Origin of the sequence: Oribacterium sp. WCC10 (assembly GCF_900113415.1) — a bacterium.
GTDB lineage: Bacteria > Bacillota > Clostridia > Lachnospirales > Lachnospiraceae > Oribacterium.
This window is the reverse complement of record NZ_FOPH01000012.1, coordinates 55,348-81,281: the sequence shown is the minus strand read 5'-3', so window position 1 is coordinate 81,281 and position 25,934 is coordinate 55,348. Positions and strand designations below refer to the sequence as shown.

21 protein-coding genes are annotated in these 25,934 nt (G+C 40.8%); 3 read left to right on the top strand and 18 right to left on the bottom strand.

Annotation, left to right across the window (positions count from 1 at the left end):
* Positions 1 to 377 precede the first annotated feature (377 nt).
* From BM294_RS09850 to BM294_RS09825, 6 genes are all read right to left on the bottom strand, one after another.
* Complete coding sequence (locus tag BM294_RS09850; RefSeq protein ID WP_091207601.1) at positions 378 to 998, bottom strand: HD domain-containing protein; 621 nt, start codon at positions 996 to 998, stop codon at positions 378 to 380.
* Positions 999 to 1,000: 2 nt separating this feature from the next.
* The gene (locus tag BM294_RS09845; RefSeq protein WP_091207598.1) at positions 1,001 to 1,882 is read right to left on the bottom strand and encodes an efflux RND transporter periplasmic adaptor subunit; all 882 of its coding nucleotides are present in this window, start codon (positions 1,880 to 1,882) and stop codon (positions 1,001 to 1,003) included.
* Positions 1,883 to 2,131: 249 nt separating this feature from the next.
* Positions 2,132 to 3,454, bottom strand: coding sequence for a YkvI family membrane protein (locus tag BM294_RS09840; protein WP_207648055.1), 1,323 nt, complete (start codon positions 3,452 to 3,454; stop codon positions 2,132 to 2,134).
* A 307-nt stretch (positions 3,455 to 3,761) separates the two neighbouring features.
* Entirely contained in the window at positions 3,762 to 5,705 is a 1,944-nt protein-coding gene (locus BM294_RS09835; protein ID WP_242944501.1) for a coproporphyrinogen III oxidase family protein, read from the bottom strand.
* A gap of 193 nt (positions 5,706 to 5,898) precedes the next feature.
* A complete protein-coding gene (locus BM294_RS09830) occupies positions 5,899 to 6,585 on the bottom strand; it encodes an MBL fold metallo-hydrolase (RefSeq protein ID WP_091207593.1) in 687 nt (228 codons plus the stop codon).
* Positions 6,586 to 6,812: 227 nt separating this feature from the next.
* Positions 6,813 to 9,065 (bottom strand): RelA/SpoT family protein, encoded by a 2,253-nt coding sequence (locus BM294_RS09825; RefSeq protein WP_091207590.1) that lies wholly within the window; start codon positions 9,063 to 9,065, stop codon positions 6,813 to 6,815.
* Between the two features lie 358 nt (positions 9,066 to 9,423).
* Between BM294_RS09825 and BM294_RS09820 the strand changes: the two genes are divergently transcribed.
* Complete coding sequence (locus tag BM294_RS09820) at positions 9,424 to 9,897, top strand: CBS domain-containing protein (protein ID WP_091207588.1); 474 nt, start codon at positions 9,424 to 9,426, stop codon at positions 9,895 to 9,897.
* 229 nt (positions 9,898 to 10,126) lie between these two features.
* Here BM294_RS09820 and BM294_RS09815 read toward each other — a convergent pair whose 3' ends face one another.
* The 11 genes from BM294_RS09815 to BM294_RS09765 all read right to left on the bottom strand — a co-directional run bounded on the left by BM294_RS09815 (position 10,127) and on the right by BM294_RS09765 (position 21,917).
* The gene (locus BM294_RS09815; RefSeq protein ID WP_091207585.1) at positions 10,127 to 10,630 is read right to left on the bottom strand and encodes a GreA/GreB family elongation factor; all 504 of its coding nucleotides are present in this window, start codon (positions 10,628 to 10,630) and stop codon (positions 10,127 to 10,129) included.
* 170 nt (positions 10,631 to 10,800) lie between these two features.
* Complete coding sequence (locus tag BM294_RS09810; protein ID WP_091207582.1) at positions 10,801 to 11,331, bottom strand: adenine phosphoribosyltransferase; 531 nt, start codon at positions 11,329 to 11,331, stop codon at positions 10,801 to 10,803.
* 88 nt (positions 11,332 to 11,419) lie between these two features.
* On the bottom strand, positions 11,420 to 11,974 hold the full coding sequence (locus tag BM294_RS09805; protein WP_091207581.1) for an NUDIX hydrolase: 555 nt from the start codon (positions 11,972 to 11,974) through the stop codon (positions 11,420 to 11,422).
* A gap of 155 nt (positions 11,975 to 12,129) precedes the next feature.
* Complete coding sequence (locus BM294_RS09800; RefSeq protein WP_091207579.1) at positions 12,130 to 13,440, bottom strand: hemolysin family protein; 1,311 nt, start codon at positions 13,438 to 13,440, stop codon at positions 12,130 to 12,132.
* 362 nt (positions 13,441 to 13,802) lie between these two features.
* Entirely contained in the window at positions 13,803 to 14,660 is an 858-nt protein-coding gene (locus BM294_RS09795) for a sugar phosphate isomerase/epimerase family protein (RefSeq protein ID WP_091207576.1), read from the bottom strand.
* A gap of 2 nt (positions 14,661 to 14,662) precedes the next feature.
* Positions 14,663 to 15,634, bottom strand: coding sequence for a helix-turn-helix transcriptional regulator (locus BM294_RS09790; RefSeq protein ID WP_091207573.1), 972 nt, complete (start codon positions 15,632 to 15,634; stop codon positions 14,663 to 14,665).
* 183 nt (positions 15,635 to 15,817) lie between these two features.
* Entirely contained in the window at positions 15,818 to 16,981 is a 1,164-nt protein-coding gene (locus BM294_RS09785; RefSeq protein ID WP_091207568.1) for a glycoside hydrolase family 88/105 protein, read from the bottom strand.
* 30 nt (positions 16,982 to 17,011) lie between these two features.
* A complete protein-coding gene (locus BM294_RS09780) occupies positions 17,012 to 17,869 on the bottom strand; it encodes a carbohydrate ABC transporter permease (RefSeq protein WP_091207565.1) in 858 nt (285 codons plus the stop codon).
* A 3-nt stretch (positions 17,870 to 17,872) separates the two neighbouring features.
* Entirely contained in the window at positions 17,873 to 18,781 is a 909-nt protein-coding gene (locus tag BM294_RS09775) for a carbohydrate ABC transporter permease (protein ID WP_091207564.1), read from the bottom strand.
* Positions 18,782 to 18,913: 132 nt separating this feature from the next.
* A complete protein-coding gene (locus BM294_RS09770) occupies positions 18,914 to 20,281 on the bottom strand; it encodes an ABC transporter substrate-binding protein (RefSeq protein ID WP_175494623.1) in 1,368 nt (455 codons plus the stop codon).
* A 61-nt stretch (positions 20,282 to 20,342) separates the two neighbouring features.
* On the bottom strand, positions 20,343 to 21,917 hold the full coding sequence (locus BM294_RS09765) for a glycoside hydrolase family 28 protein (RefSeq protein ID WP_175494622.1): 1,575 nt from the start codon (positions 21,915 to 21,917) through the stop codon (positions 20,343 to 20,345).
* Positions 21,918 to 22,488: 571 nt separating this feature from the next.
* On the opposite strand from BM294_RS09765, the gene BM294_RS09760 reads away from it, so the two are divergent.
* Positions 22,489 to 23,709 (top strand): pectinesterase family protein, encoded by a 1,221-nt coding sequence (locus tag BM294_RS09760; RefSeq protein WP_091207558.1) that lies wholly within the window; start codon positions 22,489 to 22,491, stop codon positions 23,707 to 23,709.
* Between the two features lie 137 nt (positions 23,710 to 23,846).
* On the top strand, positions 23,847 to 25,070 hold the full coding sequence (locus BM294_RS09755; protein ID WP_091207555.1) for a 6-phosphofructokinase: 1,224 nt from the start codon (positions 23,847 to 23,849) through the stop codon (positions 25,068 to 25,070).
* A 98-nt stretch (positions 25,071 to 25,168) separates the two neighbouring features.
* On the opposite strand, the gene fsa is transcribed toward BM294_RS09755, so the two are convergent.
* Positions 25,169 to 25,825 carry a fructose-6-phosphate aldolase gene (gene fsa, locus BM294_RS09750; RefSeq protein ID WP_091207552.1) on the bottom strand — a complete coding sequence of 219 codons (657 nt, stop codon included), beginning with the start codon at positions 25,823 to 25,825 and terminating at the stop codon, positions 25,169 to 25,171.
* Between the last annotated feature and the right edge of the window lie 109 nt (positions 25,826 to 25,934).

Sequence of the window (25,934 nt, the reverse complement as noted above, 5' to 3'; positions counted from 1 at the left end):
TTATTGAATCTGTTTCAGTTTCATTTCAGTTTGGGATTGTATTATATGCGCTGTCAGGTGTTCATTGCCTTGGCAAATGAAGTTTTTTCATACTACTCCGCCGGAGGTTCCCTAAGCCTCCGGCAACCCTAAAATATTCATCATATATCTAGAAATCTATATCACGATTCAAATAACTAAACACTTCTCAACTTACGTTCTTATAATTCCTATACGATACAGAAAAAAGCAGCCATCCACTGATTAAGTGAATAACTGCTTTTTAGCCTTTTCATCATAACCTGAAAACGGTATATCTGAGGAAACACTGATTTTCAAAGGAAATTGATGCTTCACATCGAATATCCCACCAGAAAAATGCTTTAATCAGCGATTACCTATGGCATCAGATCAAGTCTTGATTCAATAGCCTGTAAATCCAGTTTTCCAAACATTTGAGTACAAAGCCTGTCATATTCTCTCCAGGCATCAGTTTCTGACAGTTCCTCTGAAAGGATATCTCTGATACTTTCATAGTACCATCCCTGCAGATCTGGATCAGTCTGATTAAATCTTTGCCAGAATTCTTCTCTGTTGCTCTCATAATCCCTTATGGATGCTCTGATATTTGAAAGCTTATCCCCGAGACAGATGATCTTGGAATCTCTGTCAGACCGGCTGAGGTGATCTATGGTTTCTTTTTTCCTCACAGACCAGGTATGCTTTCTCGACAGTTCATTCCTCTTGTCCTCTGTTTCATTCTGTACCAGATTGGCCACCCGTACTCCGAAACGCTCGCATATATCGTCATATCCGTATTCGGTATCCTCGATTACATCATGCAAAAGAGCTGCTATGATCACATCTTCATCATCCGTGATTGATGATACGATCATTGAACATTCTATCGGATGAACGATATAGGGGATGTCGGCTCCCTTCCTCATCTGCTTTCTATGAGCATGAGCCGCAAACTGCATGGCATCCTGGTACCTTTTCCCGATAAAGACATTGGACATGTTTAATCCTCCTGAAGCATAACACTGACATCGCTTCCATCTTTCAAATCAGACGCATCTTCAACGTACGCTTTGATAACGTACCTAGAATTTTCATCAGGCATATCTGCTATATCGATTATAAAACCTTTAAATGTTTTGTCATATGCTGTGATTGTGACATTTTCACCCGGATATATCCGTGTTTCCGAAATTCTGTCTGTTCGGAACAATACAGAGGTGAAGGAACTGTCTGTAATGTCACAAAGCTTGTCTCCTGCCTTGATGTCCTTATTTCTTTTGATGCTCAAGTTTCTGATATTGCCGTCCAAAGGAGCTGTAACCATACTGTTATTTAAGGCAATATCATATTTTAGCTTTGCTGATTTTGATTTGTTAATAGCAATATCAAGGGCTTCCCTGGCCCTGTCCGCTTTATCCACCGCCTGCTGATAAACCTTTGCATCAAGGCTTCCGGACTCAAACGAAGGTGTCATACTTTCAAGTTCATCTATCGCTTCTTTTGCCATTTCTTTCGCAGCAGATACTTCCGATACAGTATCATCCCAAAGCTTCCCGCACTGCTCTATTTCTTCTTTGTTATCTATAAGTATGATAGAATCACCTTTATGGATGGTCTGTCCATTCTTAACATATATCTCAAACGCTTTTCCGGTAACAGAAGATGAAACACTGTAGACACTGTCTGTTTCCACAAGTCCGTTGAATGACTGCTTTTGTTGTCCTGATTCATCAGGAAGCTCCGACATTGATGCCATACTTTCAAGAGTTTTTTTATCAAGTACTTTGATAAACATACCGTTTTTTTTGAAATAATATGTACCAATTCCTATAGCACCGACAAATACCGCTATGATCAATATGAGTCTTAGTATCTTCCTCATAAAGCAAGATCCTTTCCTCAATAGAATTTACATCATTTAGATATTGAACTGTACAAAGCCATGTGCCTTCTCCTAAAAAAAGATAGTTTTTATCCCCTCTACTTATCAATTATCAGAATCAAAAGTACACTTACGGCTTTCACAAATCATTATACTAGTAAACTCGTATTATTTACCAATCATTATAAATCTCTTGTCATATATTTTTTTCATGTTTTCATTTACTCTTTGCAAATAGTTTTGCTCCAACTACTGATTGTCCATCATTTCGGATACATTTTTATGTAATTTGTCATCATCCACCAATAGATGTTCATCAAGATATTTCTCAACATCATCAGTATCCTCGATGATCTTCTTTGCAGTTTCATGTATATCCTGTTTTAAAGTCTCAGTATCCGCCGGACTTATCTCACCTAAATTATGAAACAGTTCTTTTTCCTTTTTTGTGATGTCCGTTTCAGGATAATGCTTTTTCAATGAGATACGAAGCATCTTTCTCCTGAAGAACTTCTCCATGATGATATCTCTTCGTTTCTGAGTCCAGGCCACAAATAGGATGACCAGGAGTACTACGCCCATATATCCGAGAACAGGATACATAACTCCTATAAGTGTCTTGAAACCGCCAAAGCTGCATACGTATCCTACCGTTGCAACAGCGATCATTAACACACGCATCTTTTTGGTATCTCCGTTCGAAAAACGCCTTGCAATTGAATAATAAAGCGAGAATGCTGTATTGAATATAAGTGCAAATACTGTAAATGCATACATAAGGGCAAACACCGGATGAATATTGTTTACTATGGCAAGCATAGGCATATCGGCGTCCTTAACCTTATCAATATTGGCAAATATCGATAAGGATGCAGCAAGAACTATGACTCCTACCATAACCCCTCCGTATGTACCGCCCTTTTCGGCTACACCAATCCTTACTATGGCACCTCCCAGAATAAATGCCATTGAGACGCCTGTCATGGCACATAGTGCATAATAATTGATAACCGACAGAAACACATTATTCATTGCAGGTTTTATGGTTTTGGCCGAGATATCAAGATATCTGAAATCATATGACTTTCCGATAAATGTATAGGCTGTGATAAAAAGTATCATAACTATGATCACAGGAGTAAATATTCCAAGCACATTGGTGATCTTATCAAAATCCATAAAAGATACAGCTACGATAAGAAATGAACAGAGCAATGCACCAACAGACGACGGAATGCCGAACTGCTGATTCAGATTAGAACCCGCACCGGCAACCATAACAAAGCCCATAACGAAACTTCCCACAACCAGAACTATATCAAGAATCCGGGTGAATAGAGGATTGGTAATCTGTGAAAATACCTCTTCATGATTGTCAGCTCTGTAATAGCATCCCAATGTCACCATGATTTTCCCAAAGATAACATTAAGTACTCCCAGAAGTACAACTCCTAATAGACCGATCGTTCCGAAACACAAAAAGTACTGAAGCAGATCCTGTCCGCTTGAAAGTCCTGCGCCAACTATAACTCCTATAAATGCAAATGCAATTCTCCAATATTCGTACTTCAAACAATACCTCTCTTCCTTCATTTTTTTAAATCTTAAATATTATAGCACAAATGTTTTGCTGTATCAAATGTGCCGGTTCTATATATCACTTACTACCTTTTATTTCGTTGAAAAGTAGTGATATCATAAATAATATCCAAACAAAAAACGGTGGCCTAAGGCCACCGGTAATAATCATATAATGAGCGGGTCAAAAGTCTCAAATCACGTGCCTTCACGTTGACTTGAGACTTAATGCGCCGTCCGAACACGTATGTGTACGTTAGCGCTAATAAGTGAGTGACAAATACTTTTGACACTCACGTCATCATATCAGTTCAAATAAAACCGCTTTTCTTTGAATAAATTTATCAACATCTTCGATATAGGATCTGATATCCTTACCATTATCACATCTTTCAACTCTCTTATGAGTTGGATCACCATCCTTTGAAGGAAGAACCACCTTGCTTGAACACCCTGCTCCGCATCCGATGACCGTATGTTTCTCCTCCATCATAAGGATATTATATAGACACTCTTTTCCCTCCACACAGTAACCTACATTTTCAAGATTGCCTGCCATATTTTTCTGTCTGTACAGATAATAAGGCTTAAGTCCAAGGAGATCTGCAGTGTAGGAAGATGCCATCATCATACGTGTTATCTCAGGATATCTGAACTCGGTTTTTTTATCGAGGCTTTCAGAATCGCCGGACACATCGCCATGTGTTCCGTCTGTTTTTACTGTACACTTCTCCGCCTCCTCCTGAAGTCTTGTTTCTGCCACGATTTCATTTTCATCACCTGCGCGGTAGATTCCTGCCCAAAAGTCCCTCTCAAGTGTAAGTCTGGCAGCACGCTTTATAGCCAGACTGTGAACTGTCATACTGTCGGGTCTGTACTTTGCAATCATGCAAAGTGTGTGGGTAACCTCAGGAAGCTTTTCTCCCGGAAGACCGAGAATTATATCCATATTTATGTTATCAAACCCCACTTCCCTTGCAAGAAGATATTTTTCAATAACAGATTCAACACTATGCTTACGCCCTATGAGATCAAGTGTTTTCTGATTGAAAGTCTGTGGATTTACGGATATTCTGTCAACTCCCGCATCCTTCAGTATCTTGAGTTTCTCTTTTGTTATGGAATCGGGACGCCCGGCTTCAACAGTAAACTCAACTATACCCGGCATCCCTGTAAGTGTATTCCTCCAGTCAAATGCTGCAGATCTTCCTTCACAGAGAATCGGCACATTTGCACTGCCACACTCTTCATGAACCATATCCATAAGAACTTTAAGCCATTTTTTATCAAGAGCCGTAGGTGTACCACCACCAATATATATGGTCTGCAGAGGTTTTCTGAATCTTCCGCACATCTCAGAAACTGTATATCTGATTTCTTTGCGGAGATTCTCCATATATTCACCCAGCCGCTTCTCCCAGACATTTATTGTGTTGCTTAAAAATGAACAGTAAAGACATCTCGTCGGGCAGAATGGTATTCCGATATACAGACTCCAACCTTCTTTATAGTTTCTTCCGGTAATATCTGATATACGATTAAGTATACGATGCTCTCTTAAAGCAATATCAGTCATAAGATCAAGCTTCTCGCCCTTAATGCAGTATTCTTTTGTAAGGTCATCCTTGATATCCTGTATTTCATCATCTGTCAATTCACAAAATGATGGCAAAGAAGAGTTTTCTGATGATGCACCACACTCTGTACCTAAATCAGAAAACTGATCTTTTTTTCTCAAGCCTCTTTGCTTCCCATCTTTTCTATCTGCATCTGAATCATTCAACAGTTTTTTCTCAATAGCACGCTCAACCATTGGACTAACCAGTGAGACCGGACGGATACCGGTCAGATCACCCCATGGAAGCTCTTTTCCCGTCATGCCGACAAGTGTGTCGTATAGTTCAGCTTTGATAACGGACTTGTCCTCTTTCCTTACGCCTGTAAGCGGCATCTCTGAAGCTGAAACCTCAAAAGAAAGTCTTATCTTTGCTTCTTCGACACCCTCAGGGGTTATCTCTGATGCCATCCGGGCTCTGTTCTTTGTGGACTTTTTATTGACCTCTGCAACTTCACCTGTCGCCTTGGCCTGTTTTAAAGCATTCTTCTCTTCCTGTGTAGTATTAGTGAAATGTACGCCATTTGACGTATGTATTTCGAAATCCTCACCTGGATAGAACTCTTGAACAAGTTCTCTTATATCAGCCTCAAAGCTCTCGGCTTTATTATCCAAAATCAGTCGAATCAATTCATTACCTCAAATCTTTCATTATTACAAAAGTCAGGAGTGATACCCCTGACTGAAATCTACCATTAGCGATTTAACAGTCAAAATTTCCTAATCATGCCTTTCTGAAATGACTTGAAAATGTGACTGTACCTGATACGAATGTATGTGCATTAATACTGACAACGCATTAGTAATACTTCCGATGAATACATCATAATATACCTCTTGCAACAGGATTGTATCTCTTCTCTATGCCAATGCTTGTCTGTGGCCCATGACCTGAAAATACGGATGTTTCCTCAGGAAGTACCAGTAGCTTTTCTCTGATACTTTCGGATATGGCACGTTGCGAGCCACCCGGAAAATCTGTTCTTCCATGTGATCCTCTGAAGAGAGTATCTCCTGAAAAAAGCACCGGGCAGACATGCTCTTCAGATGCGCCGTTTGGTATATATTTTAAACCGTCTTCTATATAGAAGCATGTGGAACCCGGCGTATGTCCCGGGGTCCCCAGTACCTTCCATTCTCTATCGATAAGCTCCAGTGTATCTCCATCATTAAAGGTATCATAATCATCCCGGGAGTAGGTGACAGGAAATGTAAAGCGATTACTAAGATTCCTGTTTGCATCAGCCATAAACTCTGAATCCAAAGCATTAACATAAATCCTTATACCGTAGTGCTTTGCAACCTCCCCTGCTGCAGTCATATGATCAAAGTGAGCGTGTGTAAGAAGGATAACCACAGGTTGAACTTCCAATTCATTATCAATGATATTGATGATATGATCTGCATTGTCTGCAGGATCAATGATGACGCATTCACGCGTATCTGTATCAAAACAGAAGTAAACATTGGTCTCTAGCATTCCAGTTGCATATTTAGATATTCTAAGCATTTATTCTCCCCATCTGTTAACGACCTTATGCCGCAATTTCTGGCACAATGATGCATATCCAACCGGCTCTGTGATACAGCTTAAGAGCTTTTATCTCATAATACAGACGTCAGTCCAATCCGCTCATAAAAACTATCTGCTTTAATCAGGACATACAGATAACTGTATGTCCCTCTTCAAATCAATAGTCTATGTTTCAACTATGATCATCCACCCCAGAGTTTCTTTTATCCCTGTGCTCTTACGATATCCACTACGCCGCTGATCTTGTGAATCTTACTCACAAGTGTCTGAAGTTCTGTCTTATTGTGAATATCAAATGATACAGTAATGGTTGCCTTGTCATTCTTTCCCACACGTGAAGTTAGAGCCTTTATATCGATGTTGGAGTCAGAAAGCACCTTTGATATATCAACAAGTAGTCCGACACGATTATTTGTGAATATCTCAAGTTCCGTTGCGTATGTCTCACCAACATGATCCTTCTGCCACTCCGCTTCGATGAGACGAAGCTTTTCATCCTCAGGAAGGTTCATCATATTGATACAGTCAGTACGATGAATGGTAATGCCTCTCCCTCGTGTGACGAATCCAACGATTTCATCTCCCGGCACCGGTGAACAGCACTTTGCATATCTAACCGCAAGGTCATGGATTCCCTTAACAACGATACCGGACTTTGACTTACGTATAACTTCCGGTTTCTTTGTCATGCCTTCGAGATTCTGAAGAACGTCCTCGTCGGAAAGATTGGTTTCCTCGGTTTTATTCTTAAGTTCAATGAGCTTGGCAATGACCTGTGACTCCTTGATACCGCCACGACCGACTGATGCAAGTATTGCCTCCCAGTCTACATAGCTGTATCTTCGGATAACACCTTCTATATATTCCGGCTTTGTAAGTTCGCTGAGATTATATCCTCTTGATTTGGCATAGCTTGAAAGAAGTTCCTTACCGTGATCTATATTCTCATCCTTCTGCTCATGCTTAAACCACTGATTTATCTTGTTTTTAGCCTGTGTGGACTTACATATCTTTAGCCAGTCACGACTGGGTCCGTGAGAGTTCTGTGAAGTGATAACCTCTACTCTGTCGCCGTTCTGAAGCTTGTAAGTTACCGGAACAAGTTTGGAGTTTACTTTGGCTCCAACCATCTTATTTCCTACTGCTGAATGAATTGCGTAAGCAAAATCAATCGGACATGAACCGGCAGGAAGATTCTTTACATCTCCTGACGGCGTAAAGCAGTAAACATTTTCATTGAACAGGTTAAGGTCAGACTTGACCATATTCATGAATTCCTTGGAGTCAGACTCGTCTTTCTGCCATTCCAGAATCTCATGAAGCCAGTTCATCTTTACATCCTCACCCTGAGTGATGCTCTCCTTTGACCCGCCTGATTCCTTATACTTCCAGTGCGCTGCGATACCAAACTCTGCGGTACGATGCATCTCAAAGGTTCTTATCTGAATCTCGAAAGGAATACCGTCTCGTCCTATGACAGTCGTATGAAGTGACTGATACATATTGGGTTTGGGCATAGCGATATAATCCTTGAAACGACCGGGTATAGGCGTATACATCTTATGTATCACACCTAATGATGCATAACAGTCTCTCACTGTATCAACGATTATTCTGATAGCAAAAAGATCGTATATCTGGTCGATGGTTTTGTTTTGGTTAACCATCTTCTTATATATTGAGAAGAAATGCTTAACTCGTCCATTAATATCTGCATCGATTCCGGCTTCTGTGATATGAGTGTATACCTCTTTTACAATGTTTCTGATACGCTCTTCTCTGGCTTCCTTCTTTAAATTGACCTTTTCAGCCAGATCATAGTATACATCAGGCTCAAGATACTTAAGAGAAAGGTCATCCATCTCGATCTTTATCTTACTGATACCGAGTCGCTCTGCAAGAGGAGAATAAATCTCAAGAGACTCTCTCGCCTTCTCTCGCTGCTTTTCGGGTGTCTGATACTCGAGTGTACGAAGATTGTGTAAACGATCGGCAAGCTTAATGATGATGACACGTATATCCTTGGCCATGGATACGAACATCTTTCGAAGATTCTCTGCCTGCATCTCAACTTTATCGGTATTGAGATTCAACTGAGTCAACTTTGTTACACCGTCTACCAGAAGCGCTACATCAGGATTAAATTCATCTGAAACCTGCTGAAGTGTCATTCCGGTATCTTCGACTACATCATGCAGAAGACCTGCCACTATAGTCTCCTTGTCCATCTGAAGGTCAGCAAGTATGATGGCAACACAAATAGGATGAATGATATATGGTTCACCCGACTTGCGTTTCTGATCCTTATGCTGCAGTGTCGCCACCTTATATGCTTTATCTATCATACTGAGATCATCTGATGGATGATAATCCTTTATTGTCTTTATGAGACTCTTATAAAGTTCTTCCGGCGGTGTATTATCCTTTGGTCTTTCCAATACTACTTCTTCTGTCATATCATTATCTCCGGTGGTTTCGTCCACATGGTTCTTTAAATAAAAAAATTCCCCTAACTTTAAAATCGGTTGATTTCTTATTTTTATTAAACAAAACTTAATTTTACTATCCCCTGTCCGGATTGTCAAAAATAAGCACTTGAGTTTTCTTCGTAAAAATGCATCAAGAAAAATAATTCTTAATTTTCACCATAATATTATTTAGCGAAATTTAATAATCAAATCACCTGTTTGTAAAGACCTTTTATGCAAAATGTGCTATTATATGTTCGGTCGGACACGATTAACAATTTGCGGCTTCAGCCCATTGAAAACAAAATCCTAACGGGCTGATATACCCAAATATTGGAGGCATTTCATGAATATTTTATTCTTCCTTACGCCCAAATGTGATGTTGCTTATCTTGAGGAAGACTTTACACTGCGACAGGCTCTTGAGAAAATGGAGTACCATCGCTACTCTACTATTCCGATTCTCACAAAGGACGGAAAGTATTTCGGAACCATGACAGAAGGGGATCTTCTCTGGGAGATCAAAAACAATCTCAACATGGATCTCAACTACATCGAGAAGGTCAGAGTTTCAGATGTACCTATGAAGAATCATTACGATCCTGTAGATGTCAAAGCATCTATGGAAGATCTTATGGAACGGGCATCCAAGCAGAATTTTGTACCTGTTGTTGATGATATGGGACATTTTATCGGTATCATACGAAGAAAGGAACTTATAAATTACCTTTATGCTCATTCATCTCTATCAATGAATGAGGTGTCAAACGAACGACAGGCTTATGAAGCGCTTTTGCCAGATCTTCGTGAACTCGCTTAAATAAACATCAATCTTTCCATTTTAAATCCGGCCGGTTCAGTATTTTCATACTGTAACCGGCCGGATTAATTTCAACATGCGATAACACAACAGATGCAAAGACTATTCAGCACACATTTATTGTCCGATGAATAAATCATCAACATCCTCCTGCCACTTATAAGTGTCTACACTTACTATCTCCTGCAACGCTCATAATTTGGCATTTTAGTTATGCTTATAACATCTTTTAGAAAGACTTGATGTAGTCGTCCTCTGATTCACCTGTATTCTCTATCTTTCTGATAACAACATAATAGCTTGCACCGTTTTCTGTTGTAACTTCACATCTGTCTCCTACTTTGTGTCCCATCACGGCACGTCCGATCGGTGACTCGTTTGATATCAGTCCTTCAAGACTGTGGCCTCGAATAGATGTAACAATACGATAAACCTCTTCCTCGTCATCATCTTCAAAATACAGTGTAACCGTATTGTTAAGACCAACTTCATCTTCTCTGGAAGAATCGTCTATGATGCGTGCAAAGCGAAGAACTCTCTCAAGATAATTGATTCTTCCGTTATTCTCACGATTTGCCTTTTTCGCAGCATAATACTCAAAGTTTTCCGAACGATCTCCCTGAGCAGCTGCCTCAGCGATTTCTCTTGTTATCTGCGGTCTCAGAACCAGCTTGCGATGATCTATCTCTTCCTGAATTCTCTTAACATCCGACTTAGTTAATTCCTGTCCCATTCTATTCACCTTATATTACACTCATATTTTCATTAAAACACTGCGTTTCTCTGATCGTATTTAACGTGATGCATAAATCACATCATGTGTCCGATACGTATTATTCGATACATTACTATAAAACGTCAGCCAATGTGTTTACTTCACATTAGGCTGACGCTCTTAAACTCTTATTTTCCCTCGTAAGTGATAAGTGACTTCACATTGTACTTCTCAAGCTTCTTACGACCCTCAAGACCTGCAAGTTCCATCACAACCGCGATCTCCGCAACCTCTCCTCCAAGCTCTTCTACAAGCTTGCATGCAGCTTCAAGAGTTCCTCCTGTTGCGATAAGATCATCAATGATAACCACCTTATCTCCCGGCTTGACAGAATCCTTATGAATCTCAATCTCTGCCTGACCATATTCAAGATCATACTTTGCCGATACGGTTTCTCTCGGAAGCTTGCCTTTCTTACGTACCGGAACGAATCCCTTCTTTAATGCATAGGCTACAGGCGTTCCGAAAATGAATCCTCTTGATTCAAGTCCCATAACAGTATCGAATTCCACATCCTTAAGTGCATCTATTAGCCCGTCAATGGCATCCTTAAGCCCATCCGGATCCTGAATAAGTGATGTGATATCACGGAACATGATACCCGGCTCCGGAAAATCAGGAATAGTCAATACATAATCTTCTAATCTTTCTCTCTTCATATAAAATCCTCTTAAATAAGATACTTAAGCTTCATTCCTTTTCCAAAAGAAATGTCGCCATATTTACTGATTCTATAAACGCCGGGCATCACTTTCCATACTTTGCAGCATATGTCATGATAGCGGCCACAGTCTTACCATCGGTCATTTTTCCTTCATAGATAAGCTGTTTAAGATCTTCCAGTTTCCACGGCTCAACACCAAGTTCTTCATCCTCATCCCAGTGTGCTTTTCCTTTTGTAAGTTTATCCGCAACATATATTCCTATTTTTTCATCAAGAAACGCTATAGTAGTGTTTACATAAAGAAGAAAATCAAGATGATCGGTCTTGTATCCGGTCTCCTCTTCAAGTTCTCTCATGGCACATACTTCAAAGGATTCATCCTCTGCGTCTCTTTTTCCTGCCGGAAGTTCCAGTGTATAACGTCCGAGAGCATGTCTGTACTGTCTGACCATAAGTATACGTCCGTCCGGAAGAACCGGAAGAACTGCGGCAGCTCCCATATGATGAATGAAGTCCCAATGAGTCTTATGACCTCCCACATCAACATAATCGTCATAAACTGTGATTACTTTACCTTTATATGCAAGCTTTCTTTCTATAAGCCTGACCGGTTTTTCTGCATTATCCTGATTTAACATAAATCATCCTCCTGCGTGCTTCTCACGCAAAACAGCATTATACCATATTTCATCTGCCCGGTGTCAAAGACCTATAATTTACTATATTGAATCCGGTTATGCAAGGGCAGTTTAATGCTGATTTCCGGGGCAATGCCGATTATATCAGCGTTTCCCTACGTATTATCCTCATTCATCTTCTTTCGTACGATAGTTTTTCCTATACGATGATTCTTGATATAGGCTACATCGATATTGAGTTCATCGGTCTCTACATGGAATGAACTTCCGTCATCCGGCACTGCACCGATTATCCCCATGATATATCCGCCAAATGTATCCGCATCCTCTGTCGGGATATCCACCTTAAGGGCTTCATTAACATCTTCAAGATCAGCGATACCGAGTACAATCCACTCATTTTCACCTATTGCTTCAATAGGTTCAGGCTCAGGCATTGCATCTTCCTCCTGCAGATCTCCAACCAGGGCTTCAATGATATCGTGTAGACTGACAATACCTGTCATTCCGCCGTATTCATCAATGACTACAGCATAGTACTTACGTTCGCGCTTCATAGTCTGGAAAAGATCTGAAACCTTCATGTTCTGCGACACGAAGAACGGCTTATCTACAGCATTCTTCATGACATTGTCGCGGGACTGATCCTCCAAGCGGAAATAATCCTTTGTATCAAGGATTCCGATGACATCATCATCGTCTTCATCACATATAGGATAGTTTGCAAATCTGTTGTTATAGATTATCTTACGCCACTCTTCGTCACTATCCTCTTTATAAAGCATGGCTACATCAGTACGGTGTGTGCAGACATCTTCAACTGTCAGATCATTAAACTCAAACACATTCTGAATCATCTCATTTTCCTGAGATTCTATAGTTCCGTTCTCAGTACCTTCATCCAGCATCATCTTGATATCCTCTTCGGAGACCACATCCTCCACATCCGAAGGATCAATGCCTATGAGACGCATAACAGTATTGGTTGAGATAGTCAGAAGCCATACGAAAGGTCTGAATACCATGGATGCAAACTGCAGTATTCCGGCCATGCCAAGGGCAAGCTTCTCTGTATATGCCTGGGCAAGACGTTTCGGAACAAGTTCTCCGAAAACTATATTGACATATGAAAGAATAAGTGTGATCACTACGATGACAACCGGGCTCAATACTGCCTGACTTATCGGAACTCCTATCTTTAAAAGAAGTTCTGTGGCAGGTACCGCGAAACTGTCTGCAGCAAATGCAGATGACAGAAAACCTGCCAAAGTGATGGCTACCTGTATGGTAGACAGGAATCTGGACGGATCCTCCGTAAGTTTAAGAAGCTTTAATGCATTCCCGTTTCCTTCATCAGCAAGTTTTCTCAATTTGGTGTCTCCTACCTGGAGCACTGCTATCTCCGCACAGGAAAAGAAACCATTTATCAATATCAACACAATGAGCAGAACAAGTCGTTCAACCATAAATCCAAAAGCCGCCCTCCAAAGCGGTAAACGCGGAACATCCGCAAAACACGAGAAAAAGGCCTAATCAGCAGCCACTCTGCCAACTACGCCTTTAATTTAACCATATATAAAGTGAGGTCATGCTATCCGCCGCCCCTCCGTCATCCATGAGTTAAAATCTCCCTTAAAAATATGTGTTTCAAACGCTTAAATACGTACCGGCCTGTGGTCACACAGCCGTACATGCATATGCCATCTATCAGACAATGACTCAAGTTTATCTGAACTGCAGTGTTTTGTCAAATTTTGCGTTCATCCATAATGTGATCTTTTCTTTCCTGTAGTATCATATCATAACCAAATACCGGTCAAAGTGTTCTTTATACCTTGTATCTGTCATACTGAGCCTGTAAATACTCACAGTCCTCCCGGTACTTTTCAGGAGTAGAATTCTCAAGTGTACCAACGATATACGGCTTATACATGCTTACCTGTCTCATCAACTCCTCATAGCAGAAGAAACCCTCTCCGGGATGTCTGAATCTCTGATCATTTCCTTCAAAAACACCGTCTTTCAGGTGCAGTGTCGTTATCCTGTCTCCGTATAAGTCAAATGCCTTCTTAATAACCGCATTCTGCCCCTTTGGATCATTCTCGAGATCCGGTGTGATCAGGTTTACGGAATCCAGAATTACATCAAAATTCACAGAGTCTATATCATCAAGAAATCTTCTCATGATCTCCGGCGAATGAATGGTATGATTGAACACACCTTCTACACCAACCATCACACCAAGCTTTTCTGCAGCATCCCTGATACGCTTAAAGGAATCAAGTACTCTTTGATAGTTCTCCTCAGTATACGTCTCAGGAACTATCTTCATATAAGGATCAGCCCGTCCTGTTTCTGTTCCGACCATATCCGCGCCCATCCTTTTACTATACTTAAGATGCTCAATAAATCTTTTCACCTCAAGCAATCTCTTTTCCTCATCCGGATGTGCCGGATTTATATAGCATCCGAGTATAGACACATGAATATTTCTTTTCTTAAGTTCCTCTCCGACATAATCACCAAGTCCTGCGCTGTAGTGCCCCACCGAAGTATCCACATCCGAAAAACTCTTGGACATGGCAAGCTGAACATAATGTATATCAAGTTCCTTGACTTTATCAAGAACCTCCGTCACAGTGCCTTTTTTACATATGTCATGAACTCTCATTCCAAACTGTATCATAGTTATCTCTCCACATTTTTTAGTCTGATCATAATATCCTTTTCAGGATTCTTACGATATTTTCCGGGCGAATGCCCTGTCATTTGTTTAAATACTTTCTCAAAATAAGTTATATTTCCAAAACCACATATAGCTGCGATTTCAGTGATGCTTGTATCAGAGTCTCTCAGCAGCTGCTGCGCCTTACGAACTCTTACATAGGTCATATATTCAACAACAGAAAAACCTGTTACATTTCTGAATACTCTTGTAAGATACGATTTGCTCATATAAAACTTCCCGGCAAGATCATCAAGAGTGACATTTTCACCTGTATGTCCCTGAAGGTATATGGCGATATCTCTCACTTTCTGATGTACACCTGTTTTAACAACCGACTGTTGTTCAGCCGTCTCTATGCCCTGCTCCTGAAGCTTACTCTGCATATCGCGTCTTCTGCTCTTTGCAAAAATGCCGGCAAGCTCAATGGCCTGAAGATACAGAAATGAATGAAGATCCTCCATTGAAGAAGTCATACCTCTTCTTTCATCATCACAGGCCGCCTTGAATTCTTCTATCACCGACATGATAAGACTCCACTCTGTATCATTGAACTTTGCGAGTCCCCCGTACAAATCACCGAATTCATCAAAACCCTTTAGTCCGAATTCTCTGAACTTTTCATCAAATACAGCCTTGTCAAGCTGCAGAATAAAATTGTGATGATCAGGAGGCATGTTTGGTGCCGTAGAAGTCTTATGTATAAGATGATGATTGACAGCTATTGCGGTATGCGGTACAAGTCTGTAGGTTTCCTGGTCAACAAACATTAGTCTCTGACCGTATATGATGATATGAAGCTCTATAGTCTCATGTAAATGTCTGTTTCTCATGATGAACTTCTGGTGTCTTACGGCTTCCGAAACCCTTAATCCCGGTATACGCTTTTCAAAAACAAGTTCCAGCCTGGAATTGTGTATATCTTTCTCTGACATAAGGCCCTCTAATATCTAATAGTATAACAATGATCATAAACATAAATGATGATCATCAACACGGTTAATTCAGTTAAATCCTGTTACCATCAGGCATACAGCATCCTCACATGTAACCTTCAATATAAAAAACAGGATGTGTGCCATATCAGAACTTATCAGATTGGACACACATCCCATATTTTATCGTATCATCTCAGTATAAGCAAGAAATAACGGGCCGACACCCTTGGCATCATTTTTCACTATAGGCTCTGATAAATAATAAGAAACCGAACCATCTCTGTGATTTTGTCCGCCCAGTCCTGCAACAAGACATATACCTGTGACACATGGCGAACCATCTTCATTTTTAGACAGTCGATGATCTATTATTCCATAAAAAGCCTTCTGTCCTATACTCCTGAATTTTCCCGGAAGAAAACCGAGTCTGACACCCTTCAGCATTGCTGCACTGATAAGTGCAGTACCTGAAGTTTCAAGATAATTCCCCTCAAGGTCAGGTAAAGCTATGAGCTGATACCAAAGACCACTTTCATCCTGATACTTCAAAAGTGCTTCCGAAAGATCGATAAGCATATTCTTCAGATGTTCAAATTCAGTTTTCATATCCATGCCCTGCATTATCTCAAGAACATCAACCAGGCTCATTATGAACCATCCTTCCGCTCTCAACCAGAAATTTCTGCTACAGCCTGTATCAGGATCTGCCCAGTACATGGATTTTGTCTCATCATACCCGTGATAGTAAAGTCCGGTCTTACTGTCACGCATATACTTTTCCACGTTACAGAACTGGTTGTAAATGTCTTCTGCATTCCTGCAATCATTGAACCGTTTCTCATACTCAATATAAAACGGCTGTGCCATATACAATCCATCCAACCAGACCTGATATGGATAAATATTTTTATGCCAAAAGTTTCCGGCATTGGTTCTCGGCATTTTATCTACCTGCGAACGTACTGTTTTAATTGCTTTAAGATACTTTTCTTTACCGGTTTTATCATAAAGAGTAAAAAGATTTTTGGCAGGATTTATATTATCAAGATTCTTCTCTTCAACATCATATGTTCTGATGGTACCATCGTCACTTATAAATCCGCTCACGAAATCCGATGCAAAGTTCAGATACTTTTCATCCCCCGTGATATCGTACAGACTGAGGATACCTCTTATCATACAGCCGTCGATATAATTCCATTTATTCTCTTTACCACTTCTGATTATCTCAAGATTCCACGCAGGATGCGCGGAATCCGAGTTTTCCATGAGATAATCGATATATTCGTTCAGCAGTTTTTCAGTAGACTCTCTTCCACCTTCAAGGTGGTTTAATTTACTCATTTATAGTCACTGCTCCTCAGAAAAATTCTTTTATCCCTTAACCGATCCGGCTGTTACACCATCGATAAACTGATCCTGTGCAATGAAGAACACTACCAGTGACGGGATAATAGATATAAGTGAAAGTGCAAGGATTCTATTCCATGAGAATCCTGTATCTGCATCCATTGACATCTTTACAAAGATGGCTGCAGGATAACGCTTTGGTGTTGAAACATAGAGCAATGGACCCATGAAGTCATTGGATGACCACATGAACTGGAACAGTGCTGCTGATGTCATTGCCGGCTTGAGAACAGGTACGATTACGTGCCAGAGCGTTCCAAGGGCTGTACATCCGTCAATCTTTGCTGCCTCATCAAGCTCCTTAGGAATGTTTCTCAGGAACTGTATAAGCATGAATACAAAATATGTATCCTGGGCAAACATTGTCGGAACAATAAGAGGCAGATACAAAGGTGAATCCACCCAGCCCCAGCCGTTGTACATTATGAACTGAGGCACATTAAGTACTACGTTTGGAAGGAACAGTGTTGCCATAAGAAGTGCAAAGAGAAAATCATGTCCCTTGAACTTGAATCTTGCAAAACCGTAGGCTGTAATTGTACATGATGCTATCGTAAGAATAACCTTAGGAATAACTATCTTGTATGTATTAAGCATTGACTTCCAGATATCAATATCTCCGCCGTATCCGTTCATGGCCGCCTTATAACCGTCAAATGTAGGCTGTTTCGGAATGAATCCTATGCTGGAGAATATCTCTGAATTTGTTTTAAATGAAGCACCTATCATCCAGACCAGCGGGTAGATCATGAGGATACCTACCAGAACCAGTACGACATATTTGCAAACTGTCGCTATCTGCCTTCTTCTCTCAAGTGTCATTGTTTAAGCCTCCTCATCAGAATAGTATACCCAGTGCTTCTGGCTGTACTGTAAGATTGCAGTGAAGATCATAAGGATAATAAACAGTACCCAGGCCTGTGAACTTGCAAGTCCCATAGCATACTTCTTAAATGCGTTGTTATAGATAAGCAGTGAAACAAGTGTTGTTGCTCCACGTGGTCCGCCTGCTGTGATAATGTATGGTCCATTAAATTCCTGGAATGCCTGAACGAGCTGTGTAACAAGGTTATAGAAAATAACCGGTGTTATCATTGGTACAGTAATTGTGAAGAACTGTCTCCACTTTCCTGCTCCATCAAGAGATGCCGCTTCATAAAGATCAGGTGAAACGCCCTTTAATGCTGCAAGGAAGATAACCATGGTAGAACCGAACTGCCATACACGAAGCAGACAGATAATAAAAAGTGCTGCTGACTTATTTGATAACCAGTGTGGTCCTGCTATGCCGAATAATCCAAGAAGCATATTGATGATTCCGTCATCTTTAAAGATCGCCTTCCAAAGTACAGCGATGGCAACTGATGAGCCAAGAATCGAAGGAATGTAATAGACTGTTCTGAACATCTTAACTCCCTTGATCTTGAAGTTAAGAATGTAAGCTACGAATAATGCAAATACCAGCTTGAGTGGTACAGTCATAAACGCATACTTAAATGTAATGATGAAACCTGTCTGAATCTTTTTGTTAGTGAATACATCAAGATAGTTGAAGATACCCCACTTGGATATTCCTTCAAAAAGTGAATAATCACTGAAGCTGTATACCAGTGAAGAAAGGAATGGATATCCTTTGAATACAAGAAATCCTACCAACCAAGGAATGATGAAAATAAAGCCTTTATTCTCTTTCCAAAAATTGTTCGGAGCGCTTTTTGTTGTTGTATTTGACATTTGTCTACTCCTTGTAAATTTCTGCATATGAATCGGGCCCCCGAACCGAAGGCCCGAATCGTACAAACAATATTTAAACCCTTAACATTAGGAGGATCAGGGATTAAATCACTTTCAATCTGTTACTACAGATTACTTGCTCTCAACCTCATTAACCGCATCGATAAGTGACTGGGCAAGTTCCTTGGAATCTACTCCATCATAAGACATATCATTCATGATTTCCTGATATGCGCCCTCTGCACTGTCCTTAAGAGCAGCATCCTCATAGTATGGAGAAAGCTGGAATGGTGCATTGGCTGATGCAGCCTGATTAGCCTCATATGTAAGACCTGAAAGAGCGCCTGAAGCAGAAAGCTTCTCCTGAGCTGCCTTAGAAGCAGGAACGCCTCTCTCAAGAGCAAGAGTCTCTACACCATCACCATTGAACATGTACTGAAGGAGCTTGGCAGCCTCTTCCTTGTTTGCTGAGTTAGGTGAAATCGCGAATCCCATAGATACCTTATAAACTGTAGCAGGTGTGCCGTAGTCTGCAGGATACTCTCCGATTACAAGTTCCTGATCACTGTCAAGTGCATCAACAAGTTTCTTGATAGAGCTGTCCCACTCAACAAGACCTGCATAATGTCCGTCGATGAAGTTAGGGTTCTTATCAAGAGAATCAGCACCGTCGCCTGTGAGCTTTTCCTGTGTAGGGATAACGTGATTCTCCTCAAGGCTCTTAAGGAAATCAAAGCCGTCTGCAAGCTCGTCTACTGTGTAGTTAAGCTGTCCGTCAACAACCCACTGCTTGTTGTACTTCTCCTGCATATAGTATGTAAGAAGAATTACAAGGTCATAAGTTCCTGCTGCAAGCGGATAATAATCATCACCAAGCTTCTCCTTGAATACAGGACCTGCTGCAAGGATATCAGCAAAGCTTGTAGGAACTTCAAGGCCCGCCTTCTCGAATGTTGCCTTGTTCCAGTAGAATACTCTACCTGTTGAAGATACAGGAACGCCGAGTACATGTCCGTCGATTGTCATGAGATCAAGAAGTGACTGATCATACTGTGAAAGATCAAAATCTGTGAGATCCTTAAGATCTGCAAATCTTGTTCCGTCTGCACTGAACTGCCATAACCAGTTCCAGTTGATTTGGAAAAGATCAGGCTCTGAGTTACCGGCGATCTGTGTAGCGATCTTATCCTGCCAGCCTGACCATGCACCATACTCAGACTCGACCTTAACGTTTGGATTTGCTGCCATATACTCATCAAGCATCTTGAGTGTTGCGTTGTGTCTTGAATCGCCGCCCCACCATGAAATTCTGAGGTTTACATCACCACCGTTTTCAGCTGCTGCATTTGCAACTGTCTCAGCAGCAGTAGTTGCTGCTGTAGTAGCCTCAGCCTTTGCCGCCTCTGTAGGAGCGGTTGATGATCCGCCACATGCTGCAAGACCCATAACCATGGATGCAGCCAAGCTTCCTGAAAGAATCTTAGTAACCATTTTTCTCATTTTTTGCCTCCTTAGGAACTTTTGTGTTCCTGATTTAATCGGGCTCGCGCCCGTAATATACTTATGTGTAAATAACGTTACATCTGTCAAAATCTGTAACATTTATCAGTTCTGTATCCGAATCGTCGCATCCCTTTATCCTGATGTTTTCCATCACAAAATGCCTTACATTTCTGGCATATACACTCTTTCCGGTCATTTCAGGGAAGTTGTCCATCATGATGGTCTGCCCGGGTTTTCTGATCTCTTTCGGAAGGAATGATACATTGATGTTTCTCATGATGATGTTGTCTATGTATCTCTCCGGAAGTCCGTAAGCCACAAACATACATTCATCCGCCCCGGTGGCCTCGATGTTCTCAGCCCTGATAGTTCCGATAAACGGCGTCCTGTCATCAACAGGTCTTTCGTTCTGATCCTGCACATAATCACTGTGGCCATCCGGATCGCAGAAATAAAACATATTCAGCGTGAACGGCATATGAACATCCTTCATGATGATGTCATGGAAGAAAATATTGTCATAAACCGCGTGAGGACCTCTTCCTCTTCTTGTCTTTATGCGCAGTCCTCTATCTGTTTCCTTGAAAATGCATCTTGAAACTTCAACGTTTTTTGCACCCGCCGCAGCTTCGGAACCTACTGTAACACTTCCATGACCTCTTTCAAGGAAGGAATTTCGTACAGTCACATGATCCGCAGGCTTATGATGTCTCTCGCTCATGTAATACTTTCCGGACTTAATGGCTATGCAATCATCTCCGACTGATATTTTGGTTCCGAGTATCAGCACACCGTCGCAGCTTTCAGGATCAAATCCGTCAGTATTAGGCGAATCGGAAGGATTCCATATATTGAGGTTAAATACTCCGATATCATCCGTATAGTATGGATGTATCGCCCAACAAGGGGAATTCTTCACTGTCAGCGATTGCATCCTTACGTGTTTGCATCCGTTAAGGAATATCGCATTCGGTCTCCAGGCTGTCCTTTTGACCTTTGGATCAACCCACCAGTTACTCTTGTCACTGTTTCCGTCTATGATTCCTTTTCCTACAATATCAAGATTTTCTGCATGAATCGCGGTTATCAGTGATGCAAAGGATGTTTCAGGATTTCCCTCCCAGCTTGCCAGGTTATATTCACCTTTACCATCACTTGTTTCCGTCATACCTGGCAATACAGGATAATGACTTCTGTCTGTATCTCCGAGAATGACAGCTCCTTCAGAAACCCAAAAGGTCATGTCGCTTTTCAGAAATAAAGGTCTCGTCAGGTACTTTCCTTCCGGTATATATACTGTTCCATCCTTGGGACAGGCGCTTATCGCAGCCTGTAAAAATCCTGTGTCATCATGAAGTCCGTCTCCAACAGCCCCAAATGCCTTAACATCCAAAAGCACCGACTCTTTTTCTGTTTGAAAAGTCTTTTCTGTGCTTCCCTTTGAATCTGTAAGTGTAATGGTATATTCTTTATCAGGACTAAGTCCTTCAACAGACACTACATTAAGATTTGTTTTCAGTATTTCTTTTCCATCTATTGAAATGATATACTCTTCCGGTGTGTAGCATATAGTATCATTTTCCAGTTCAATCGTTACACTCCGCTTAAAAACGGATCTTATTACAAAATCCATAATTCCTCTTTTCGAAATCAAATCTTTTTTGTTGATTTTTCCCTCTCTCTTACTGACATTAGTGATTATATCAGTATAAAAAGCAAAAAACTTACAAATTCCGACCCTATTTATCGGATTATTATCTTATCGGATACTTTTTAGCGCTGATTTTTCCTTTTTTAGCCCATATTATACGTATTTAAATATCCGTTATGATAAGAGGTGCATCTGAATCAGTTCGAGTCTTATGCATTTTCGTGCATTTGTCATCGTCATATTATATAATCACGCAGGATTTGTAAGCGCTTAATGATGCCATATTTAACATCCATTTCTTTTCTCATTGTTTTGAATAAACAATTTCACCAAAACAACATTCAAACTTCAAAAACAGGAAAATTGGACGTAGCCGATAGTATAAATGTAGCCGATTATATAATTCAGTTCCTCAGTTATTACATTATAATATGTAATTATTGCACACAGATGTGTGCCATGTGTCATTAACGGGTCGCACCGCTTTTGACATATGCTGTTAATTTACACTTGTTAAGCACTAACTATATAAAGTTGAAAGGAATTCATACCTATGATTACAGTTTCAAAATCCGGCACCGGTGATTTCACAAGTATACAGGAGGCTATAGACCATGCCTTACCCGGAGACACCATTTCCATTGCACCGGGTATATATAAAGAAGTAGTTACCGTAAAGACCCCCCATCTCACTATCATAGGAAGCAACACAGATTTTAATGCCGAGTATCTCAGATCCCGAATCTCATCAAATGAATCCGAGTTATGTGATTCAGGCACATCATGTTGTGCCGCCAATGAATCAGCAAACGTATTCCTGTCCTCCGATAATACAATTATTTCCTATGGTAATTATGCTAAAATGCCATCCAGCGATATAGGTAAACTCGGAACATTCAGAACCTACACTATGATCATAGATGCAGATGACGTAACTCTAAAAAATATGACCATTGAAAATTCTGCCGGTGCAGGCCCTGATATAGGACAAGCCATAGCGCTTTATGCAGATGGCGATAAGCTCAGATTCGAAAATATCCGTCTTCTCGGCTGGCAGGATACATTGTTTACAGGCCCTCTTCCTCCAAAGGAGATAGAAAAAAACGGTTTTATCGGTCCCAAGCAATTCTCGCCAAGGATCAACGGACATCAATACTACAATAATTGCTATATAGAAGGTGATATTGACTTCATTTTCGGATCCGCAACTGCCTATTTTGAAAAATGTGTAATATTCCAAAAAAACAGAGAAGCATTTCTCTACAGAAAGCATTCTTATACTTCATATTGCGGTTCAGACACCACCATAGTCTCATCCGATAAAAGTTTTTCTCAGAAAGATTTAAATAGTATTTTTGATTCAGATGAAACAAGAGTCATCAAAAGCTACGTAACAGCATCCTCGACCCCGGAAGGACAGGACTATGGATATGTATTTGATGATTGCCATTTTGATTCTGATTGTCCTGACGGAACCTGCTATCTTGGACGTCCATGGCGTAATTACGCATCTGTAGTTATAATGAACAGTTTCATAGGTTCACAAATAAATAAGGAAGGTTTCCATAACTGGAATAAGAAAGACGCAGAATCCACCGTGCGATTTTACGAATACAGAAACTACGGTCCTGGGGCATCATTTTCAAATAAGCCAAACGTCAATGCTGCATATGATGCTACAGAAGAAGATCTACATCAATCCAGAGCGAGGTTTGTTAAAGAACTCACAGACACCGAAGCCTGTATGTTTTCAAAAGAAAAGGTTATTTCATAGACACATGATAACTTTATATAGACATTATCTTCATTTTGATGTAGAAATATCTAGGCGCAAAGTTAAGATTTTACGCTTTCCGCTCAGATGACGGAGTATCTGAAACGGAACTTTGAGATTTGTTTTTAGGAGGCAAAATGAAGAATTTACTTGTAGCACAATCAGGCGGACCAACTGCTGCCATCAATGCAACACTTACCGGAATCATAGAGAAAGCATTGGATTCACCTCTGATAGATAAGATTTTCGGGGCCAGATATGGCATTCAGGGCGTGCTGCAGGAAAATTTCACGGAGCTTAGTGCAATAAATGGAATTCATGATATTCTCGATGCGCTCAGTGTCACACCGGCAGCCGCTTTGGGTTCATGTCGCTATAAGCTTCAGGATCCCGAAAAGGACTCGTCTGAATTCCAAAAGATTATCGAGATATTTCAGAAACATAATATAGGTTACTTCATCTATATCGGCGGCAACGATTCCATGGATACTGTCTGGAAGCTTTCACTTTATATCAAATCCCACGATATCAAAGATATCGTTGTTGTCGGTGCCCCCAAAACCATTGACAATGATCTTTTTGGTATAGATCACTGTCCCGGATTCGGTTCAGCAGCCAAGTATATCGCAACCACAGTTTCTGAACTTGAAAGAGAACTCGAAGTTTACGACACACCTTATGTTATCGTCGTTGAGATGATGGGACGCAATGCCGGCTGGCTTACAGCAGCAGCGGCACTTGCCGAAGGTGCAAACAGCAATGTTCCTTATCTTGTATATCTGGAGGAGCATCCTTTCGACATCAATGAGTTCCTTTCAGACGTACGTGGACAGCTTTCAATCTGCAACAATCTTATAGTAGCTATCAGTGAAGGTATCCGCGATAAAAGTGGAAAGATGATATGTGACTACACAGATCGTGATCAGTCCAGGGATGCTTTTGGACACACTATAGCAACAGGTGCAGGTCGTGTTCTCGAGAATTCAATCCGTTCCAACATCGGATGCAAAGTACGTTATATCGAGTTAAATCTGCTCCAGCGTTGTGCCGGTCACCTTCTCTCAGAGACTGATATCACTGAGTCTATGGAACTCGGAAGAAATGCTGTAAAACTTGCTGTAGAAGGTGAAAACGGAGTAATGTCTACGCTTACACGCGTGCCCGGAGATACCTATAAGGTAGTGTACGGATCAGCCGACATATCTCAGATTGCTGATCGTGAGAAAAAAGTCCCTGAAGAGTGGATTACATCGGAAGGCAACGGAGTAACTCAGGAAATGATAGACTACCTTACACCTCTCATTCAGGGTGAGATATCATGTAAATACGAAAACGGAATTCCGAAGTACATTGTTTTCTAAGCTGTTTACCGACACTCAATATATACCGGAATATCAAAGCAACAAAATAAAAAGTCCTTGAGAGCTCTAAACTCTCAAGGACTTTTTCACACTAAACCTTATTTACCGAATACCGCCTCGTAGTCCTTGACGAACTTATCGATACCGATATCAGTAAGAGGATGCTTGACCATCTGCATGAGAACCTTAAACGGAACTGTTGCTATATCTGCACCTGTCTTTGCACACTCAAGTATATGCATAGGATGACGAACCGATGCACAGATAACCTCAGTTTCGATGTCAGGGTACATCTGGAATATATCTTCGATATCCTGAATAAGCGCTATACCATCTGTAGAGATATCATCAAGACGTCCAAGGAACGGTGAAACGTAAGTAGCTCCCGCTCTTGCTGCAAGAAGAGCCTGACCCGCTGAAAAAATAAGGGTCACATTTGTATGAATGCCCTCGCTTGAAAGTACCTTAACAGCCTTAAGACCTTCTTTAGTCATAGGAATCTTTACTACCATGTTCTTATGAAGCTTTGCAATCTCTCTTCCTTCTGCGATCATGCCTTCAGCAGTAGTTGTGCTCGCCTTAACCTCACCGGAAATAGGACCGTCAACTATACCTGTGATCTCCTTAAGAGTCTCAATGTAATCCCTTCCCTCTTTGGCAATAAGTGATGGATTTGTTGTAACACCTGAAATGATGCCCATCTCATTTGCTTCGCGAATCTCGTCCACATTTGCCGTGTCAATAAAAAACCTCATCTTTTCCTCCTTACTACTACGGAACAACAGTCCTAAAAATTATCGCATAGCGATGGACTGTTTCCATATAAAAAAAGTTTTTATATAAAAGCTTAAATTGCAAGCCTTA

Coding starts and splice junctions, on each gene's coding strand:
- BM294_RS09785 (WP_091207568.1), bottom strand. CDS start 16,981: ATGAGTAAATTAAACCACCTTGAAGGTGGAAGAGAGTCTACTGAAAAA.
- BM294_RS09755 (WP_091207555.1), top strand. CDS start 23,847: ATGAAGAATTTACTTGTAGCACAATCAGGCGGACCAACTGCTGCCATC.
- BM294_RS09850 (WP_091207601.1), bottom strand. CDS start 998: ATGTCCAATGTCTTTATCGGGAAAAGGTACCAGGATGCCATGCAGTTT.
- BM294_RS09775 (WP_091207564.1), bottom strand. CDS start 18,781: ATGTCAAATACAACAACAAAAAGCGCTCCGAACAATTTTTGGAAAGAG.
- fsa (WP_091207552.1), bottom strand. CDS start 25,825: ATGAGGTTTTTTATTGACACGGCAAATGTGGACGAGATTCGCGAAGCA.
- BM294_RS09795 (WP_091207576.1), bottom strand. CDS start 14,660: ATGATACAGTTTGGAATGAGAGTTCATGACATATGTAAAAAAGGCACT.
- BM294_RS09820 (WP_091207588.1), top strand. CDS start 9,424: ATGAATATTTTATTCTTCCTTACGCCCAAATGTGATGTTGCTTATCTT.
- BM294_RS09800 (WP_091207579.1), bottom strand. CDS start 13,440: ATGGTTGAACGACTTGTTCTGCTCATTGTGTTGATATTGATAAATGGT.
- BM294_RS09760 (WP_091207558.1), top strand. CDS start 22,489: ATGATTACAGTTTCAAAATCCGGCACCGGTGATTTCACAAGTATACAG.
- BM294_RS09780 (WP_091207565.1), bottom strand. CDS start 17,869: ATGACACTTGAGAGAAGAAGGCAGATAGCGACAGTTTGCAAATATGTC.
- BM294_RS09810 (WP_091207582.1), bottom strand. CDS start 11,331: ATGAAGAGAGAAAGATTAGAAGATTATGTATTGACTATTCCTGATTTT.
- BM294_RS09815 (WP_091207585.1), bottom strand. CDS start 10,630: ATGGGACAGGAATTAACTAAGTCGGATGTTAAGAGAATTCAGGAAGAG.
- BM294_RS09770 (WP_175494623.1), bottom strand. CDS start 20,281: ATGAGAAAAATGGTTACTAAGATTCTTTCAGGAAGCTTGGCTGCATCC.
- BM294_RS09845 (WP_091207598.1), bottom strand. CDS start 1,882: ATGAGGAAGATACTAAGACTCATATTGATCATAGCGGTATTTGTCGGT.
- BM294_RS09830 (WP_091207593.1), bottom strand. CDS start 6,585: ATGCTTAGAATATCTAAATATGCAACTGGAATGCTAGAGACCAATGTT.
- BM294_RS09765 (WP_175494622.1), bottom strand. CDS start 21,917: ATGGATTTTGTAATAAGATCCGTTTTTAAGCGGAGTGTAACGATTGAA.
- BM294_RS09825 (WP_091207590.1), bottom strand. CDS start 9,065: ATGACAGAAGAAGTAGTATTGGAAAGACCAAAGGATAATACACCGCCG.
- BM294_RS09790 (WP_091207573.1), bottom strand. CDS start 15,634: ATGTCAGAGAAAGATATACACAATTCCAGGCTGGAACTTGTTTTTGAA.
- BM294_RS09805 (WP_091207581.1), bottom strand. CDS start 11,974: ATGTTAAATCAGGATAATGCAGAAAAACCGGTCAGGCTTATAGAAAGA.